Genomic DNA, 17,563 nt, shown 5'->3' with positions numbered 1-17,563 from the left:
CCTATCGTTGAGGGCGTCCCCCACCGACGAAAGGAAGGTTCCGTGCCGCCCATGCGCGTGGTCCGCCCGAGGCGCTATCTCACCTGCGAACCCAGATTCTTCGACGTGAAGTACGCCATCAACCCCTGGATGCGCGAGGACGTGCCGGTCGACACCGCCCTCGCCCTCGCCCAGTGGGAGTCGCTGTGCCGCACCTACCGCGACCTCGGCCACACCGTGGACACGCTGGAGCCCGTGGCCGGGCTGCCGGACATGGTGTTCGCCGCCAACGCGGCGCTGGTGCTCAAGGGCAGGGTCTTCCGCTCCCGGTTCCACGCGGAGCAGCGGCGGCCCGAAGCGGCGCTCTACGCGGCCTGGTTCAAGGACGCCGGGTTCGACGTCCACGAACCCGAGTCGGTGTGCGAGGGCGAGGGGGACCTCGTCCCGGCCGGCGGTTTCATCCTGGCCGGCACCGGATTCCGTACGACCGTTCCGGCGCACCAGGAGGCCCAGGAGTTCTTCGGCGTGCCGGCCGTCAGCCTGCGGCTGGTCGACCCGTACTTCTACCATCTGGACACCGCGCTGTTCGCCCTGGACGACGAGAACATCGCCTACTACCCCGGGGCGTTCTCGCCCGGCAGCCGCGAGGTGCTGGAGCGGCTCTTCCCGGACGCCGTGACCGCCACCCGGGACGACGCGATGGCCTTCGGGCTGAACTCCGTCTCCGACGGCCGCCATGTGGTCATCGCGCCCCAGGCCACGGGGCTCATCGGCCGGCTCGCCGAGCGCGGCTACGTCCCCGTCCCCGTCGACCTGTCCGAGTTCCGCAAGGCGGGCGGCGGCGCCAAGTGCTGCACCCAGGAGGTTCGCGTCCCATGACATCCACCACCAGCGCCAGCACCGCCACCACTGCCGCCGCCCCCGCCCGTTCGTCGGCGGAGCTGATCCACGCCGAGGCGCGGGTCCTCGCCCACAACTACCACCCGCTGCCCGTGGTGGTCGCCCACGCCGAGGGGGCATGGGTTCGCGATGTCGAGGGCCGCCGCTACCTCGACATGCTCGCCGGGTACTCCGCCCTCAACTTCGGCCACCGGCACCCGGCGCTGATCGCCGCCGCACAACTCCAGTTGGAGCAGGTCACCCTCACCTCCCGCGCGTTCCACAACGACCGGCTCGCCGGGTTCGCCGAGGGGCTGGCCGAACTGACCGGCCTGGAGATGACGCTGCCGATGAACACCGGCGCGGAGGCGGTGGAGAGCGCGATCAAGGTGGCCCGCAAGTGGGCGTACGAGGTCAAGGGCGTCGCCCCGGACCGAGCGACCGTCGTCGTGGCCGGCGGCAACTTCCACGGCCGTACGACGACCATCGTCAGCTTCTCCGACGATCCCGTGGCCCGCTCCGGATTCGGCCCCTTCACCCCGGGCTTTCGCACCGTCCCCTACGACGACCTCGCGGCGCTGGAGGCCGCGATCGACGACACGACGGCGGCGGTGCTCCTGGAGCCGATCCAGGGCGAGGCCGGTGTCGTCATCCCCTCCGACGGCTACCTCACCGCCGTCCGCGCGCTGACCCGGCGCACCGGCACGCTCTTCATCGCCGACGAGATCCAGTCCGGCCTCGGCCGCACCGGCACCACGCTCGCCGTCGACCACGAGGCCGTGGTCCCCGACATGGTGCTGCTCGGCAAGGCCCTCGGCGGCGGCATCGTGCCGGTCTCGGCGGTCCTGTCCAGCCGCGAGATCCTCGGAGTGCTGCGCCCCGGCGAGCACGGCTCGACCTTCGGCGGCAATCCGCTGGCCGCAGCCGTCGGTTCGGCCGTCGTCGACCTGCTGCTCACCGGCGAGTTCCAGCGCCGCGCCCGCGAGCTCGGCGCCGTCCTCAGCTCGGGGCTGGCCGCCCTGGTCGGCCGCGGCGTGACCGGCTTCCGGTCCCGCGGGCTGTGGGCGGGCGTCGACGTGGACCCGGCCGCCGGCACCGGCCGTGAGATCTGCGAACGCCTGATGCGGGAAGGGATCCTGGTGAAGGACACCCACGGCTCGACCATCCGGCTCGCCCCGCCCCTCACCGTCACCCGCGAGGAGATCGAGACGGCTCTCGGCGCGCTGGAGAAGGTGCTCGGGCGCTAGCGCGGCGACCGGTACGTCTGCCGGGTTGCGCAGCCCGCCGGCTCCGCTTGTCCTCAATCGCCGGACGGGCCGAATTCAGCCCGTCCGGCGATTGAGGACGGAACCGGCCACCCGGACGGGCCCGCGAACCACTCCGGTCAGAACACCGACAGTCCGCTGGCGGTGGTGAAGGCGTCCAGCGCGGCGATGGCGGCGACGGAGTTCCCCGCCGGGTCGAGGCCGGGGCTCCAGGCGCAGATGGTGCCCCGGCCGGGGATGACGGCCAGTACGCCGCCGCCGACGCCGCTCTTGCCCGGCAGCCCGACCCGGTAGGCGAACTCGCCGGCGGCGTCGTAGGTGCCGCAGGTGAGCATGACGGCGTTGACCCGCTTGGCGTCGCTGCGCGACAGCAGGCGTCCGCCGCCTGCCCGCATCCCGTGCTGGGCCAGGAAGAGCCCGGCCCAGGCCAGGTCGCGGCAGCTCGCCTCGATCGCGCAGTGGGCGTAGTAGTGCTCCAGGACCGGCTCGACCTCGTTCTCGAGGTTTCCGTGGCTGGCGATGAAGTGGGCGAGGGCGGCGTTGCGGTGGCCGTGTTCGGCCTCGGAGGCGGCGGTCGCCGGCTCGGTCTCCAGGAACGGGTTGCCGGACTCGGCGCGCAGGAAGTCCAGGACGGATCCCACCGCGTCACCGGTGAGGCCGAGCAGCCGGTCGGTGACCACGAGGGCGCCCGCGTTTATGAAGGGATTACGCGGGATGCCGCGCTCGTTCTCCAGCTGGACCAGGGAGTTGAAGGGGTTGCCGGAGGGCTCCCGGCCGACGCCCCGCCAGACGTGGTCGCCGCCGTGGGCGAGCGCCAGGGCCAGGGTGAAGACCTTGGAGACGCTCTGTACGGAGAACGGCCGGTCGACCTCGCCGACGCCGTGGAACTCTCCGTCGACGGTGACCAGGGCCATGCCGAACGCCTGCGGATCCGCGTCCGCGAGAGCGGGTATGTAGTCGGCCACCCGGCCGCGCCCGGACACGGCTCGGCCTGCGGTCATGGCGTCGTGCAGAAGTCCCTGGTAGTCCACGCGCACCATTGTGCGTCAGCCCGTGACGGCGGTCGTGCGGCCGTGTTCCCATCCTGGACATCGCTCGTAACATGTTCCAACCGCTCACGTAATACATTCCTCCGAAGGTGAGGCATGAGCGTCGAGCGGATTCAGACTCTGGTGGACGCCCTGGCCGAACGGCTCGGGCGGGCGGTCGTGGTGGATGACCGGGACCTGCGCCTGGTCGCCGTGAGCGAGGACTTCGGGATCACGGATCCGGCCCGGATCTGGTCGCTGCTGCACCGCAGGACCCGGCCGGAGGACGTCCGGTACGAGGAGATCAAACGGTGGACCGGGCCGGGGTACATCCCGGAGAACCCGGCGCTGGAGCTGTGGCGGCGGCTGTGCGTCCCGATCCGCTGCCGGGGCGTGCTGCTCGGCTTCGTATGGGTCACGGACCGGTGCGGGGATCTCACGGCGATGCAGATCGCCGAGGCCTCCCGGGCGGCAGAGGCGATGGGGCTGGCGCTGCACGACAGCACGCCGGCGACGGGCGGCCAGCAGCGGGAGCTGAGCCAGCGGCTGGTGGAGCATCTGCTCGGCCAGGACCCTGTGTTGCGGCGCGGAGCGTGGGAGGAGGCGCTCGACCGGGGTCTGCTCGACGATGTCGGGCAGGTGGCGGTCCTGCTGGTGAGCCGCGGCCCCGGCCCCGGGGAAGGCGGCGGCGCGCCGGACAACTGCCGGGCGGTGCTGTCGGAGTCCGTGGAGCGGCTGTGCCGTACCGGCCCCGGCGAGGCCGCGCTCGGCGCCGTGTGGCCTGGGCGCGCCACTGTGATCCTGGCCCGCAGGCAGGGCTTCGGGAACGGCCGGCTCGCCGATGCCGCCGCCACGCTGCTCACGGAGCTCACCACGCGCTCGGGGCAGGCCGGCGGCTGGCGGATCGGGGCCGGCGGCCCGGTACGGGGGCTGGACGGGCTGCCGCAGGCGCGGCGGCAGGCCGAGGTCGCGCTGTCGGCGGCGGCCGGCGAGGGCGGTGCTGCCTGCTGGTCGCAGCTGAGCTCCGACGCGCTGCTGGCCCAACTGGCGCCACGGGCCTGGGAGGAGGCGCTGCTACCGGAAGGGCTGGCCGCCCTGTTCACGGATCCGTCGGCCGCCGTGCTGATCCCGACCCTGGAGACGTATCTCGACTGCGCCGGGGACGCGCAGCGCACCGCGCGCGAGCTGTGCGTGCAGAGCACCACGCTGTCCTACCGGCTGGGACGGGCCGAGCAGATCTGCGGCCTGAGTCTGCGCGAAGGCCGCGACCGGCTGCTGCTGCACCTCGCACTGGGCCTGCGCCGGCTGCACGGAACGCATCAGCTGCCCGCGCTTCCCACCAACGTCGAATCCCTGAGCGCGCGTCGCCGGGCCGGATGAGTAGGCCGGATCGGGTCAGGACGCGTCGGACAGCCAGGGACGGACTTCTTTGCGGGCCTGGTGCAGACGGGACTTGAGGGTGCCCAGCGGGACCCCGATGCGCTCGGCGATGTCCGCGTAGTCCAGCTGGCAGATGTCCCGGTAGACCAGCGGCGCCACCAGATGGGGATGCTCCCGCTCCAGCCGTTCCAGGGCCTCCAGGAGGTCGAGGCGGGAGCCCGCGATCACGCTGGTGGTGCGCGGGTCCACGTACCGGTCCGCCTCGATGGCGGTCGGCTGCTCGGCGGCCCTCCGCTTCAGGTCGCGGTACTTCTGGCGGGAGCAGTTGGCGACCACCATGTACAGCCAGGTGCTGAAGCGGCTGCGGCCCTCGAAGGTGGTGATCCGGCGGGCCACCTGCAGCAGCACGTCCTGCGCCGCTTCCTCGGCGTCCTCGCGGCACGGCAGGAAGCGCCCGCAACGCCGGTTGACCTCCGGGCCGATCAGCTGCAGCAGCCCGTCCAGGGCCGCCGCGTCGCCTGCGGCGGCGCGTATGGCGAGGTCCTCGGCATCGGCCGCGTAGTGCAACGGGGTGCTCCTCTCAGTGACGATCTGACGCCAGGCATGATAGCCGTATGCACTCCACCGAGCGGATCGGCCGCTACCGTCTGGAGCGACGGCTGGGCGCCGGCGCCTTCGGCGTCGTCTGGCTGGCCCACGACGACGTGCTCGAAGCCACCGTCGCGGTGAAGGTCCTCGCCGAGAACTGGACCGACCGGATGGACATCCGGGAACGGTTCCTCTCCGAGGCGCGGCTGCTGCGCCGGGCGGACTCCAACCGCGTCGTCCAGGTCTTCGACATCGGCGAACTGCCGGACGACCGGCCGTACTTCGTGATGGAGTACGCCGACCGGGGCACCCTGGCCGACCGGATGACCGACGGCCCGCTGCCCGGGCCCGAGGCCCTGCGGCTGACCGCCGAGGCGGCCCGCGCCGCGGCCGCGCTGCACGAGGCGGGCATCGTGCACCGGGACATCAAGCCGTCCAACGTGCTCTTCCGGGCCTCGGCCGGCGGCGACCGGCTGCTGCTGGCCGACCTCGGCCTGGCCAAGAGCCTCGCGCAGGCGTCCGGCCTGACCATGGCCGCCGGTTCCGCCGGCTACATGCCGCCCGAGCAGGCCCAGCCCGGGGCGGGCATCGACGCCCGGGCCGATGTGTACAGCCTGGGCGCCCTGGGCTACCACCTGATCACCGGTACGGTCCCCGGGCCGCCCGGCAAGGTGGTCCGGCCCGACCGGCTGCGTCCGGACCTGACCCTGGGTCTGGGCCCGGGCGTCCAGCGGGCGCTGATGCGCGCCCTGGAGCCCGACCGGGAACGGCGCTGGCCCACGGCGCAGGAATTCGCTGACGAACTGGACCGGCTGGCAGCCGAGTTGTCGCAGGAGGAAGCGGTAGCGGAGGCCGGAGGCAGGCGCAGGCCTCGGGGACGTCGACGGAAGGTCGTCGCCGCCGTCACCGCGGCCGTGGTCGTGACCGGCGGTGCGGCCGTCTCCGCCGTGGTGCTGTCCGCGCGGCAGGCCTCGGCGACCACCGTGCGGGTGGCGGACAGCTCGGGCCGGATCACGGTCAAGGTCCCCGGCCGGTGGGCCGGCCAGCTGCGCGACTCCGGCTGGACCCCGAAGGCCCTGGCCCCGGGGCTGCGGGACGGACAGGAGCCCGGCCTCGCCGTCGCCGACGACCTCGCCAAGTGGCAGAAGCCCGGATCGGACGTCAACGGCGTGTTCATCGGCCTCAGCGAGCAGGGTGACCTCGCCACCGAGGTCGGCGCCATCACCCACAGCGGCTGCCACTACGCGGGCAGCCGCAGCTTCACGGGCATGGGCTGGCAGGGCCGGGTGCGCAGCTGGAGTTCCTGCCCGGGCGGCGGCTCGTTCACGGAGACCGGTCTCTCACCCGCGGACGGCGCCGAGCAGCCGCAGGTGTACGTACAGATCCGGCAGCACGGCGGCGACGACGCGACCGACGGCATACTGAGCTCCCTGACGATCAAGGACTGACACCGGACCGGCCCTCACTCTCGTCAGCACGAACCTTTCGTGGCCGTTTCGCATCACACACTGGTGACGGGGCACAGCGCGCCGTTCGCCGATCTTCGAGGAGACCTCACATGACGAGCCTGCCGATCTTCAGTGGCGGCCGGGCGACGAGGATCGCGGGCGCCGCCGCCCTCCTGGGCCTGCTCACCGCCTGCGGAAACGGCAGCGGCAGCCCGGCCACCGCGCCCCGGACCCTGCCCGGCACCGCCCAGCCCGCCACCGGCGACCGGACCGGGACGCCTACGCCCACGGCACCCACGGCACCTACGGCCCCGGTCAGCAGCGCCGCCGCGTCGACGGCACCGGCCGTCACCGGAACCGCCGGCACCACCCGCTGCCACACCACGGAACTGCGCGCGTCGGTCGGCGCCAACGACCCGGGCGCCGGCCAGGAGAACTTCCCCATCGTCCTGACCAACACCTCCCAGCGCACCTGCACCCTGTACGGCTACCCGGGCGCCGCCTTCATCGACTCCTCCGGCCGGCAGGTGGGGCCCGATCCCAAGCGCAGCTCCGCCGGCCCGACGACCGTCACGCTCGCCCCCGACGGCAGCGCCTGGGCCGGCCTGACCTTCAGCAACCCGGAGATCAGCGGGGCGAAGACGGCCACCCCGGCGTCGCTTCTCATCACACCGCCGGATGAGCTGTCCCAGCTCAAGGTGAAGTGGACCCAGGGCGCGGTGCCCGTCTCGGGCAACGCCTCGTCGGTCCATCTGACCGTCTTCCAGGCGGGCACCGGCAGTTAGGGCCTGTCCGGCGACGGGCCCTAAGGCCCGTTTGTCATGAAGGCGTAACAGGTCCCGCTTCCTCCGATCCTTCTCGCGTCGCCCTCCATCGAACGGGATGAACGCAGATACGGCATCGAGAATCGGGGAGCGGTCATGAGCGGTGTTTCACGCAGGAGCCTGCTGACGGGTGGCGCCTCGGCGGCGGTCCTGGGCGCGCTGGGGGTCTACGCCGGACGCGAGTGGGCGGTGGCCGGGACCGGATCGGCGCACGGCGCCGGGGCCATCGGAAGCGCCGTGAGCAGCCCGAACGTGCCCCGCGTCAAGCTGATAGGCGACGGCTCCACCGCCGACACCGGGGCCCAGCCCAAGCAGCCGAAGCCGGAGCGGCTGAAGGCCGGGGAGCGGCCGCCGCAGTTCGTGGTGTTCTCGTGGGACGGCGCGGGGGAACTGAGCAACGGGCTGTTCTCGCGGTTCCGCAAGGTCGCGGCGGAGCACGGCGCGTCGATGACTTTCTTCCTTAGCGGGATCTATACCCTGCCGGAGTCCAAGAAGGGGCTCTACGCTCCCCCGCAGCACCCGGTCGGGGCGTCCGCGATCGGCTATCTCTCCGACCGGCACATCCACGCCACGCTGCAGGAGGTGCGGGCCGCCTGGCTGGAGGGACACGAGATCGGTACCCACTTCAACGGCCACTTCTGCGGTGCGGACGGCGTCGGCCGCTGGTCGCCCGCCGAGTGGCGCAGCGAGATCGACCAGGCGAAGCGTTTCGTCACCGAGTGGAAGACCAACACCGGCTTCACCGACCTCGAACCGCTGCCCTTCGACTACGAGAAGGAGCTGATCGGCGGCCGTACGCCGTGTCTGGAGGGCCAGGCGAATCTGCTGCCGACCGCGGCGGAGCTGGGCTGGAAGTACGATGCGAGTTCTCCGGGCGGTCTGCAGATCTGGCCGGGGAAGGTGCAGGGCGGCAGGATCTGGGACTTCCCGCTGCAGTCGATTCCGTTCCCGGGCCACTCTTTCCAGGTGTTGTCGATGGACTACAACATGATGGCGAACCAGTCGGACGCCAATCCGCTGGGCGACCGCTCGATGTACGAGGCCTGGCGCGTGCAGGCCCGCGACTCCTACCTGGCCGGATTCCGGCGGGCGTACGAGAGCAACCGGGCGCCTTTCTTCATCGGCAACCACTTCGAGCGGTGGAACGGCGGTATCTACATGGACGCCGTGGAAGAGGCGATCGGGCGGATCGCGCAGTACGAGGACGTACGGCTGGTGTCCTTCCGGCAGCTGGTGGAGTGGCTGGAGGCCCAGGACCCGGCCGTGCTGGCCAAGCTGCGGACGCTCAGCCCGGGGCAGGCGCCGGTCGGGGACTGGGCGGACTTCCTGGGCCCGGTCGCGACCGGTTCGCCCTCGGCGAGCAGCGGGTCGGTGGCTTCCTGATGCGCGTACGCCCCCCAGGGCCTGTCCGGTCGATGCTGGCCGGGTCCGCGACGCCACAGCGACATCAGCCGCTGGCGCGCCGGGCGGCACCTCGCGGCGTTGCCGACGCCGACATCAGCCGCTGGCGCGGCGGGCCCACAGGAAACCACCCTGCGGACGCTCCGGCGCCTTGCGATGCACCACCCCAGACGCCGCGGCCTGTCCGACCAAGATCGACCGGACAGACCCTAATCGGCGCTGTGCTGGCCGCCGGGCTGCTCCTCGCCGGCTGCGACACCCACAGCACCCCGGGGGTGAGCCGGCCCGCGTCCTCGGCCTCACCGTCTGCCTCGCTGTCTACCTCGCTGTCTGCTTCTCCGTCTGCTTCGCCGTCGGCCTCGTCCTGCGTCGACCGCGTGCTGTCCTCGATGACGGCCGCCGAACGGATCGGCCAGCTCTTCATGGGCGCGGCGCGAGTGCCTACGACTTCTGCCGCCGACCTGGCGGTGCTGCGCCGCTACGACGTCGGCTCGGTGATCCTTTTGGGCCGCAGCCAGGTGGGGGTATGGCGTACCCGGGCCCTTGCCGACCGTCTGCAGTCGCTGAAGCGGACGACGAAGGCGGGGCGGGCGGGCCTGCTGGTCGCCGTGGACCAGGAGGGCGGGCAGGTGCAGTCCCTCAGCGGCCCGGGGTTCTCCGCCATCCCGGCCGCGCTGGAGCAGGGCGGGTGGTCGGTGGCCGGACTGCGGGAGCGGGCGGCGCAGTGGGCGGCCCAGCTGCGCTCCGCGGGCGTCAACGTGGACCTCGCGCCCGTCGGCGATGTCGTGCCTGCGCGGATCGGGACGGCGAACGGCCCGATCGGCCGTTACGGGCGCCAGTTCGGCGCCACTCCGGATGTGGTGGCCCGTCAGGGAGCCGCGTTCGTGCAGGGGTTCAGCCGGTCCGGGGTGCTGACGACCCTCAAGCACTTTCCGGGTCTGGGCCGGGTGAGCGGCAACACCGACACCACGGAGCAGGTCACGGACACCACCCTTACCCGGGACAGCGCCGACGTCGCGTCCTTCCGCTCCGGCATCGTGTCCGGCGCCGGCCTCGTCATGGTCTCGCTGGCGACGTACGCCCTCATCGACCCTGCGCACAAGGCCGTCTTCTCCCCCACCGTCGTGACCGGGATGCTCCGCCACGACCTGGGCTTCCAGGGCGTCATCGTCTCCGACGACCTCGGCAAGGCGGCCTCCGTCCGGTCGGTGCCCCCGGCGCAGCGCGCCGTGTCGTTCCTGCGGGCCGGCGGGGATCTGGTGCTCACCGTGAACAACGCGGTCCTCCCCCTGATGGTCGAGGCCGTGAGCTACGCCGCGCGGCACGACGCGGCTTTCAGGGCCCGTACGGACGCGAGCGTCCGCCGGGTCCTCACGGCCAAGGAGGCCGCCGGGGTGCTTCGGTGCGGCTCATAGGGCCGCGCGGATGGCTCGGGGTGACCCGCCCAGCTCGCGGCGGCAGGCCTTGTTGAAGGCCTGCAGGTCGGGGATGCCCACCGCGGCCGCGATGGCCGGGATGGGGAGGGTGGAGGCCCGCAGGAGGTGGCGGGCGCGTTCGAGGCGGCGGTGTCGGAGGTAGGCGACGACCGTGTCACCGGTCTCGGCGCGGAACAGCCTGGTGAGGTGGTTGTGGGAGACCCGGGCCGCCCGGGCGATCTCGGGCACGGTCACGGGCACGGCGAGGTGGGCCTCGATGTGGGCCATGGCGGCGGCCACGGCGGTGTGCGAGCCGCCGGACGGGTCTGCGGGGGTCAGCTCGGCGACGCGCCACAGGGCCGTCCAGACCTCGGCGTCGGCCCGGGCGGGGGTGCCGGGCGCGGCCATGACGGCCTGGCGCAGCAGACCGGACAGCAGGGGCGCGGCGCGGCCGGCGTCCTGCATCACGGGGACGGTGCGCGGCTCGCCGGTGGCGGGCAGGCGCAGGTGCGCGTACAGGTGCTCGGAGCGGCCCCGGTACCAGAAGTGGGCCTCGGTGCCGGGCGGGATGAGGCTGACGTGGCCGGGCCGGACGGGGTGGGTGGTGCCGCCGACGGTGAGCTCGCCGGACCAGCCGTACAGGTGCAGCTGCCACAGGTCGGGGAGGCGGAACACATCGTGCGAGCGCGGGCCGAGTGTCCCGTGCACGCCGACGCCGACGCTGGCCACGCGGGGCGGTTCGTCCAGCCGGATGGTCACTTGCTCCATGGTGAAAATCTACCAGTGGTGGAGGAATCCAACCCACGACAGGGCAGCGTCTCGCCTCTAGCGTTGCCGTATGTCAACCAGCAAGCAGCTTCTGACTTCCGTAGAGATGGCGCGCTTCGTGGCGCACGGCTATCTGCGCATGGACGCGGTCGTGCCCCCGGAGATGAACGAGCGCGCGATGGACGTGCTCGCCGCCGGAATCCCGCCCGTCCCCTACGGCACGCCCCTCGAAGAGGCATACCCGCAGGGCTCGTTCGCCCACGAGCTCGTCGGTCTCCCGGCGGTCGCCGGGGCGCTGGAGAGCCTGGTTGGGGCCGCCCCGACCGTCGACCACCACTTCGTGCACATCCGCGAGCCGCACGAGGGCAAGGCCCAGCCGCTGCACGGCGACGCCATCATCGACGTACGCCCCGACGCCTTCGACGTCCAGCTCATGTACTACCCGCAGGAGGTGACCGCCGACATGGGCGGCACCCTGAGCGTGCCGGGCAGCCATCTGCGCCGCACCAACGAGACCGACACCGGCCGCTACCAGAACCTGCGCGGGCAGACCCGGCTGACCTGCCCGGCCGGCACGGTGGTGATCCTGCACCACGGCATCTGGCACGGCGGCCGGCGCAACGACAGCGACATCCCCCGCTACATGTTCAAGATCCGCCTCAACCCCACCGTGCCGCAGGTCCGCCTGTGGAACACCGACGACCTCGCCGACCCGGCCGTGGCCACCGAACTCTCCGCCACCTTCCCCTGGTACGAGCCCGCCACCGGCCGGCTGGAGGTCCACAACCGGGTCCTGCTGTGGCGGACGCTGACCGGCGACGACAGCTTCGACATCGACTACTGGGTCACCCGCATCACCAACCGCCCGACCCTCGCGAACCAGGGGAGCCACGCATGAAGCAGCAGGTCCTCGTCCTCTACCTGGCCACCTCGGCCCTCGACGCGGACGTCGTCGGCTGGTCCGTCTACGACGGCACCGGCGCCTCCCGCCCCACCACCGGCGACAGCGACGAGCCGCCCTACAAGACGGGCGTCGCCGCCCTGGAGGACGGCTGGCGGCTCTTCCAGGCCTCCCAGCTGATCCCGCCGTACCCGGGGCACGAGCACGACACGTCCTTCCTCAAGCACGAGTTCTTCTTCGAGAAGCTGCAGCAGGACAGCTCCGGTTCAACCGTTTGACGGACAGCCGCTCCAACCTCTCGTACGCGCAGGACCAGCCGTCCGCACGACGCGCGGCGATCCACGCCCACGCCATGATCATGCGGGGACCGTACGAGAGGACATCCGATGACCAGTTCCTTCAGCAGGCGCCGCGTACTCACCACAGGTGCCGGCGCCGCCCTGGGCGCCTCACTCGCCACGAGCGCGGGGGCGGCGACGGCCACGGCGTCCCCGCGTTCGGGACCTCATGTGGCCGAGGAGACCCGATCCCTCGACGAGCTCTACCAGGCCGCGCTGGCGGAGGGCGGGGAGCTCGTCATCTACGCGGGCGGCGACACCCCGACCCAGCAGGACTTCACCAAGGCCGCCTTCCAGGCCGCGTTCCCCGGCATCAAGCTCCAACTGATCGTGGACTACAGCAAGTTCCACGACGTCCGGGTGGACAACCAGTTCGCGACCGACACCCTGGTCCCCGACCTGATCCAGCTCCAGACACTGCAGGACTTCACCCGGTGGTCGCGGCAGGGCCGGCTGCTGCACTACAAGCCGGCCGGTTTCGGCGGCGTCCACACAGCCTTGAAGGACCCACAGGGAGCCTGGACGGCGATCGCCGTCATCGCCTTCAGCTACCTGTACGACTCCGCCGCGCTGGGCAGCGCCGCCCCGGCGACCCCGAAGGAGCTGGCCGACCCCCGCTGGAAGGGCCGGATCGCCTCGTCGTACCCCAACGACGACGACGCGGTGCTGTACCTCTACTCGCTGTACGCACAGGCCTACGGCTGGGACTGGATCGCGAAACTGGCGGCCCAGGAAATGCAGTTCGCCCGTGGCAGCAACACCCCCGGGGTGGCGGTCAACGCCAAGCAGAAGGCGATCGGCATCGGCACCTCGGGGTCGCTGACCTCAACCGCCGCCACCAAGTGGGCCGTGGCCGACGGGCACCCGTTCATGGCCTGGGGCCAGCGCGCGGCCATCTTCGAGGACGCCAGGCACCCGACCGCCGCCAAGCTCTACCTGAACTGGTCTCTGTCCGAGGCACGCCAGAAGGCCTCCTTCAACGGCTGGTCCGTGCGGACCGACGTCACCCCGGCGGGCGGCCTCAAGCCGGTGTGGGAGTACCCGAACGCGCATCTCGGCGGCTTCCCCGAGTTCATGGCGGACCGGGCCGGAGTCGAGCGGTGGAAGCAGACCTTCGCCCTCTACTTCGGCGAGGTACAGGGCGACCCGAGCCCCGGCTGGCTGGGCCTGCACCCCGGGGCCTAGGGCCGGCGTCACAGGGGGCACATAGACTCGTCGGGCCAGTCGATCTCGACCCGCCCGAAGGGAGCCGAGGTGTCCCCCACCGCCCCGGTCAGCCGTTTAAGGCCGCCCCGCGCCCGGCATGTGCTGCACGCGGCGTTCTTCCTGCTCGTCGGCAGTTCGGCGGTGCGTCTGCTGAGGCAGAACGACCCGCTGTGCGTGTCCGTCCTGGTCCTCAGCTCGCTCCTGGCGGTCTGCTACGCGGCCGGGCCGGCCCTCGGGGACCGGCTGGGGCGGTGGCGGCCGGTCTGGCTGGGCGTCCTGCTGTCGCTGTGGCTGCTGATCGTCTGGCTGGTCCCGGCCTCGCTGGCGACCGCGTACGCGTGGTGTGCGGCGCCGCTGGCCTGCGTCACCCTGCGAACGCTCGGGCGGCGTGGGTCGGTTGTCGTGGTGAGCGTGATCAGCGGCGTACTGGTCGGGTCCCTCCTGCGGGAGCAGAGCGGGGCCTTCGAGCCCGATCTGGTGGTCGCGCCCGTCACGGCCGTCTGGGCCACCCTCGGGCTCTACCGGGTACAGCAGCGGGATGCCGCCGAGCGCCGGCGCATCATCGACGAGCTGCACAGCACCCGCGCCGAACTGGCCCTGCGGCAGCGGGAGGCGGGAATGGACGCCGAACGCGCCCGGATCGCGCGGGAGATCCACGACACCCTGGCCCAGGAGCTGGCGGGCAGCCGGATGCTGCTGCAGGCCGCCGAGCGGGACTGGCGGCGCAATCCGGAGAGCGCCCGGGCCCGGGTCCGTACCGTCACCGAGTCGCTGGGCGAGAACCTCGTGGAGACCCGGCGGATTCTCGACGATCTCACTCCGCCGGCCCTGGACCGGCACGACCTGGAGTCCGCGCTGCGGGCCCTGTGCCTGCGGGCGCAACTCTCCGGCACGGCGCCCCATGTCACCTTCCGCGCCATCGGCGACGCCCGGCCGGTGCCGCCGGCCACGGCCGCGACACTGCTGCGCATCGCCCAGGGCGCGCTGGCCAACGTACGCGACCACGCCCGGGCCGACAGCGTGCTGGTCACCCTCGGCCGGCGGCGGGCCGGCCTGCTGACCCTGGAGGTCCGCGACGACGGGATCGGCTTCGCCGCGGGCCGTACCGCCGAAGCCCCGCCCGGACGGGGCTTCGGCCTCGACGCCATCCGTGAGCGGCTCCGGGCGTGCGGCGGCTCGGTCACGCTGGACAGCGCACCGGGCCGCGGCACGACCCTCATCGCCGCCGTCCCGCTCGCGGTCGGACCGCGCGCCCGTCTCACGTCGGCCACCGGATGAGCCCGGTGCCGCTGCGGATCCTGTTGGTCGACGATCACGCCGTGGTCCGGGCCGGGCTGCGGGCGCTCATCGAGGGCGAGCCCGGCCTCGCCGTCGTCGGCGAGACCGGTGACGGCCAGGAGGCCGTCCGCCTGGTCCCCGCGCTGCGCCCGGATGTCGTCCTGATGGACCTGCGGCTCGCCGGTGGCGACGGCGGCGGCATCGACGGCGTCGAGGCCACCCGCCGGCTCGCCGCCACCGCGCCCGGCACCAACGTGGTGATGCTCACCGGTTACGGCACCCGCGCCGACGTGGTCCGGGCCATGGAGGCCGGAGCGCGCGGCTACGTACTGAAGGCAGGCCCCCCGGAGGAGCTGTTCCGCGCGGTGCACAGTGCGGCCTCCGGCAGCATGGGGCTCGCCCCGCAGGCGGCCGACCTGCTGGTGAGCCAGGTGACCGATCCCGCGCGGGCGCTGAGCGAGCGGGAGATCGAGGTCGTCCGGCTGCTCGCCCGTGGCCTCGGCAACCGGGCCATCGCCGCTGCCCTGTTCGTCACCGAGGCCACCGTCAAGACCCACCTTGTACGTGTCTATCGCAAGCTGGGCGCCGACAACCGCGCGGGCGCGGTGTCGGAGGCCGTCCGGCGCGGGCTGGTCGAGCCCGGCCGGTAGGAGACCGGCCGGGCCAGGGCCTGTCCGATCAGCTGGAGGCTGCCTCCGAGCGGTCGCCGCCCCAGAGGGTGTGGAAGGAGCCGTCACGGTCGGTGCGGCGGTAGGTGTGGGCGCCGAAGAAGTCGCGCTGGCCCTGGATGAGGGCGGCGGGCAGGCGCTCCGCGCGCAGGCCGTCGTAGTAGGCGAGGGCGGCGGAGAAGCCGGGGGCGGGGACGCCGAGCTGGGCGGCGGTGGAGACGACCCGGCGCCAGGCGGCCTGGGCGCCGCCGAGGGCTTCGGCGAAGTGGTCGTCGGTCAGGAGGGTGGGACGGCCGGGCTCGGCGTCGTAGGCCTCCTTGATGCGGTTGAGGAACTGTGCGCGGATGATGCAGCCGCCGCGCCAGATGGTCGACATGGCCCCGGGGTCGACATCCCAGCCGTACTCGTCGCTGCCGGCCTGGATCAGGTTGAAACCCTGCGCGTAGGCGACGATCTTCGACGCGTACAGCGCCTGCTCGACGTCCTCGGCAAAGCGGTCGCTCGCCGCGCTGTCCAGCCAGGTCTCCGTGGGCCCGGGCAGTTCCCGGGTGGCGGCGCGCAGCTCGGCGCTGCCGGACAGCGAGCGGGCGAAGACGGCCTCGGCGATGCCGGAGGTCGGCACGCCCAGCTCCAGGGCGTTCTGGACGGTCCAGCTGCCGGTGCCCTTCTGGCCCGCCCGGTCCTGGACGATGTCCACGAAGGGGCCGCCGGTGGCGGCGTCGGTGTGGGAGAGCACCTCGGCGGTGATCTCGACCAGATAGGACTCCAGGCGCCCGGAGTTCCAGGTGCGGAAGACCTCGGCGATCTCGGCGGGGCGCATCCCGGCGGCGTGCCGCAGCAGGTCGTACGCCTCGGCGATGAGCTGCATGTCGGCGTACTCGATGCCGTTGTGCACCATCTTCACGAAGTGCCCGGCGCCGTCGGGGCCGACATGGGTGCAGCAGGGGACGCCGTCGACCTTGGCGGAGATGTCCTCCAGCAGCGGGCCGAGGGCCTCGTACGCCTCGACGGAGCCGCCCGGCATGATGGACGGGCCGTTGAGGGCGCCCTCCTCGCCGCCGGAGATGCCGGTGCCGACGAAGTGCAGGCCCTGAGCGCGCAGGGCCGCCTCGCGGCGGCGGGTGTCGCGGAAGTCGGCGTTGCCGCCGTCGACGATCATGTCGCCGGGTTCCATGAGCGCGGCCAGTTCGTCGATGACCGCGTCGGTGGGGGCGCCGGCCTTGACCATGATGATCGCGCGGCGGGGACGTTCGAGGGAGGCCACGAACTCCTTGAGGGTGTCGGCGGGGTGGAACTCCCCCTCGTGGCCGAACTCCTCGACGAGGGCGTGGGTCTTGGCCTCGCTCCGGTTGTGCACCGCCACCGGGTGGCCGTGGCGGGCGAAGTTCCGGGCAAGGTTGCTGCCCATGACCGCCAGTCCGGTGACGCCTATGCGAGCCTGCTCCGCCATCTGCGAGTCCTCTCACTTCGTCGTACGGGAGTACGCGACGCTAACGGGACTCCAGCCTTGCAGGTCGCGGGCAATGCGTCCGGAGTTCCCACATAAGCGCCTCCCGGTGTGCTAATGCCCGGACAGGCACTGGCCCGGTTTCTACGAACCGGTGCCTATGCCGGCGCGGAAGCCCGGGCGGGCGGCCGGCCGACGCTGTCGGCGACCACGACCGGCGGCGGGGCCGGGGCGGGGGCGGGCGCGCGATCCGGGCCGCACAGCGCCTCGCGCAGCCGGCGGGCGTCCACCGGCAGGTCGCGCCGCCAGGCCATCGCCATGAACGGGGCGAGCAGCAGCAGCCCGCCGCCGAGCGTGCAGGTGACGGTCAGCTGGACGAAGGTGCCCCGGGAGTGCGGCAGCAGCCGGAAGGCGTAGTGCGGGATCTGGGTGCCCAGCGGGCTCCACATGCGGCGGCCGCGGAACTCCACGGCCCGGCAGGGGCGGTACGCCGTGCATATCAGCCGGTGCTCGCGGTGCCGGCCGGGGAAATGGTAGCGGTACTCGGCGCCGTCCCCCGGGCGCACGGCCTCCGCCGCGACCCTGTGGACGCCTGAGCTCCAGAGGGCGAGATTGCGTGCATCGGCCAGGAAGTCGAAAACCTCTTCGAAAGGCCGGGAAATGATCACACTTGTGGCCACCGTCGGCATCGCGAACCTCCCCGGTGCCGAGCCCGGGGGCCGGCTGTTGCGGAGTTCCTTCTTGGCTCCT

General features: G+C 72.4%; 17 protein-coding genes. 12 read left to right on the top strand and 5 right to left on the bottom strand.

Features of this window, described 5'->3' with window-relative positions:
* Positions 1–51: 51 nt before the first annotated feature.
* Positions 52–858 carry a dimethylargininase gene (ddaH, locus tag OG607_RS43840; protein WP_405737456.1) on the top strand — a complete coding sequence of 269 codons (807 nt, stop codon included), beginning with the start codon at positions 52–54 and terminating at the stop codon, positions 856–858.
* Positions 855–2,105: an ornithine--oxo-acid transaminase gene (gene rocD, locus OG607_RS43835; protein WP_405735925.1), complete on the top strand. Its 1,251-nt coding sequence runs from the start codon at positions 855–857 to the stop codon at positions 2,103–2,105. Before ddaH ends, rocD begins: the two co-directional genes overlap by 4 nt.
* A 137-nt stretch (positions 2,106–2,242) precedes the next feature.
* Here the strand turns inward: rocD and OG607_RS43830 are convergent, their stop codons facing one another.
* Positions 2,243–3,154, bottom strand: coding sequence for a glutaminase (locus OG607_RS43830; RefSeq protein ID WP_405735923.1), 912 nt, complete (start codon positions 3,152–3,154; stop codon positions 2,243–2,245).
* Between the two features lie 114 nt (positions 3,155–3,268).
* On the opposite strand from OG607_RS43830, the gene OG607_RS43825 reads away from it, so the two are divergent.
* Complete coding sequence (locus OG607_RS43825) at positions 3,269–4,531, top strand: PucR family transcriptional regulator (RefSeq protein WP_405735921.1); 1,263 nt, start codon at positions 3,269–3,271, stop codon at positions 4,529–4,531.
* 15 nt (positions 4,532–4,546) lie between these two features.
* Here the strand turns inward: OG607_RS43825 and OG607_RS43820 are convergent, their stop codons facing one another.
* The gene (locus OG607_RS43820; protein WP_405735918.1) at positions 4,547–5,098 is read right to left on the bottom strand and encodes an RNA polymerase sigma factor; all 552 of its coding nucleotides are present in this window, start codon (positions 5,096–5,098) and stop codon (positions 4,547–4,549) included.
* Positions 5,099–5,145: 47 nt separating this feature from the next.
* Here OG607_RS43820 and OG607_RS43815 point away from each other — a divergent pair, with 47 nt between their 5' ends.
* From OG607_RS43815 to OG607_RS43800, 4 genes are all read left to right on the top strand, one after another.
* On the top strand, positions 5,146–6,567 hold the full coding sequence (locus OG607_RS43815) for a serine/threonine-protein kinase (RefSeq protein WP_405735915.1): 1,422 nt from the start codon (positions 5,146–5,148) through the stop codon (positions 6,565–6,567).
* A 110-nt stretch (positions 6,568–6,677) separates the two neighbouring features.
* Positions 6,678–7,352: a DUF4232 domain-containing protein gene (locus tag OG607_RS43810; RefSeq protein WP_405735913.1), complete on the top strand. Its 675-nt coding sequence runs from the start codon at positions 6,678–6,680 to the stop codon at positions 7,350–7,352.
* Between the two features lie 135 nt (positions 7,353–7,487).
* The gene (locus tag OG607_RS43805; RefSeq protein WP_405735910.1) at positions 7,488–8,774 is read left to right on the top strand and encodes a hypothetical protein; all 1,287 of its coding nucleotides are present in this window, start codon (positions 7,488–7,490) and stop codon (positions 8,772–8,774) included.
* Positions 8,775–9,181: 407 nt separating this feature from the next.
* A complete protein-coding gene (locus tag OG607_RS43800) occupies positions 9,182–10,207 on the top strand; it encodes a glycoside hydrolase family 3 N-terminal domain-containing protein (protein WP_405735908.1) in 1,026 nt (341 codons plus the stop codon).
* Here OG607_RS43800 and OG607_RS43795 read toward each other — a convergent pair.
* A complete protein-coding gene (locus OG607_RS43795) occupies positions 10,202–10,975 on the bottom strand; it encodes a helix-turn-helix domain-containing protein (protein WP_405735905.1) in 774 nt (257 codons plus the stop codon). The two genes, OG607_RS43800 and OG607_RS43795, sit on opposite strands and share 6 nt — an antisense overlap.
* Positions 10,976–11,045: 70 nt before the next feature.
* On the opposite strand from OG607_RS43795, the gene OG607_RS43790 reads away from it, so the two are divergent.
* The 5 genes from OG607_RS43790 (at position 11,046) to OG607_RS43770 (ending at position 15,348) form a co-directional block, all read left to right on the top strand.
* A complete protein-coding gene (locus OG607_RS43790) occupies positions 11,046–11,873 on the top strand; it encodes a phytanoyl-CoA dioxygenase family protein (RefSeq protein ID WP_405735903.1) in 828 nt (275 codons plus the stop codon).
* Complete coding sequence (locus tag OG607_RS43785; RefSeq protein WP_405735901.1) at positions 11,870–12,154, top strand: hypothetical protein; 285 nt, start codon at positions 11,870–11,872, stop codon at positions 12,152–12,154. The genes OG607_RS43790 and OG607_RS43785 overlap by 4 nt, the downstream gene beginning before the upstream one ends.
* Before the next feature lie 108 nt (positions 12,155–12,262).
* A complete protein-coding gene (locus OG607_RS43780; RefSeq protein ID WP_405735899.1) occupies positions 12,263–13,399 on the top strand; it encodes an ABC transporter substrate-binding protein in 1,137 nt (378 codons plus the stop codon).
* 120 nt (positions 13,400–13,519) lie between these two features.
* Positions 13,520–14,698 (top strand): sensor histidine kinase, encoded by a 1,179-nt coding sequence (locus OG607_RS43775; RefSeq protein ID WP_405735896.1) that lies wholly within the window; start codon positions 13,520–13,522, stop codon positions 14,696–14,698.
* Positions 14,695–15,348, top strand: a complete 654-nt coding sequence (locus OG607_RS43770) for a response regulator (protein ID WP_405735894.1) — start codon at positions 14,695–14,697, stop codon at positions 15,346–15,348. Before OG607_RS43775 ends, OG607_RS43770 begins: the two co-directional genes overlap by 4 nt.
* Positions 15,349–15,376: 28 nt before the next feature.
* Here OG607_RS43770 and gndA read toward each other — a convergent pair whose 3' ends face one another.
* On the bottom strand, positions 15,377–16,816 hold the full coding sequence (gndA, locus tag OG607_RS43765) for an NADP-dependent phosphogluconate dehydrogenase (protein ID WP_405735892.1): 1,440 nt from the start codon (positions 16,814–16,816) through the stop codon (positions 15,377–15,379).
* Between the two features lie 155 nt (positions 16,817–16,971).
* The gene (locus OG607_RS43760; protein ID WP_405735890.1) at positions 16,972–17,502 is read right to left on the bottom strand and encodes an SRPBCC family protein; all 531 of its coding nucleotides are present in this window, start codon (positions 17,500–17,502) and stop codon (positions 16,972–16,974) included.
* Between the last annotated feature and the right edge of the window lie 61 nt (positions 17,503–17,563).

Origin of the sequence: Streptomyces sp. NBC_01537 (assembly GCF_045040445.1) — a bacterium.
GTDB lineage: Bacteria > Actinomycetota > Actinomycetes > Streptomycetales > Streptomycetaceae > Actinacidiphila.
This window is presented reverse-complemented; position numbering and strand designations above follow the sequence as displayed.

Coding starts and splice junctions, on each gene's coding strand:
- OG607_RS43810 (WP_405735913.1), top strand. CDS start 6,678: ATGACGAGCCTGCCGATCTTCAGTGGCGGCCGGGCGACGAGGATCGCG.
- OG607_RS43815 (WP_405735915.1), top strand. CDS start 5,146: ATGCACTCCACCGAGCGGATCGGCCGCTACCGTCTGGAGCGACGGCTG.
- ddaH (WP_405737456.1), top strand. CDS start 52: ATGCGCGTGGTCCGCCCGAGGCGCTATCTCACCTGCGAACCCAGATTC.
- OG607_RS43780 (WP_405735899.1), top strand. CDS start 12,263: ATGACCAGTTCCTTCAGCAGGCGCCGCGTACTCACCACAGGTGCCGGC.
- OG607_RS43770 (WP_405735894.1), top strand. CDS start 14,695: ATGAGCCCGGTGCCGCTGCGGATCCTGTTGGTCGACGATCACGCCGTG.
- OG607_RS43805 (WP_405735910.1), top strand. CDS start 7,488: ATGAGCGGTGTTTCACGCAGGAGCCTGCTGACGGGTGGCGCCTCGGCG.
- OG607_RS43800 (WP_405735908.1), top strand. CDS start 9,182: ATGACGGCCGCCGAACGGATCGGCCAGCTCTTCATGGGCGCGGCGCGA.
- rocD (WP_405735925.1), top strand. CDS start 855: ATGACATCCACCACCAGCGCCAGCACCGCCACCACTGCCGCCGCCCCC.
- gndA (WP_405735892.1), bottom strand. CDS start 16,816: ATGGCGGAGCAGGCTCGCATAGGCGTCACCGGACTGGCGGTCATGGGC.
- OG607_RS43825 (WP_405735921.1), top strand. CDS start 3,269: ATGAGCGTCGAGCGGATTCAGACTCTGGTGGACGCCCTGGCCGAACGG.
- OG607_RS43795 (WP_405735905.1), bottom strand. CDS start 10,975: ATGGAGCAAGTGACCATCCGGCTGGACGAACCGCCCCGCGTGGCCAGC.
- OG607_RS43785 (WP_405735901.1), top strand. CDS start 11,870: ATGAAGCAGCAGGTCCTCGTCCTCTACCTGGCCACCTCGGCCCTCGAC.
- OG607_RS43790 (WP_405735903.1), top strand. CDS start 11,046: ATGTCAACCAGCAAGCAGCTTCTGACTTCCGTAGAGATGGCGCGCTTC.
- OG607_RS43760 (WP_405735890.1), bottom strand. CDS start 17,502: ATGCCGACGGTGGCCACAAGTGTGATCATTTCCCGGCCTTTCGAAGAG.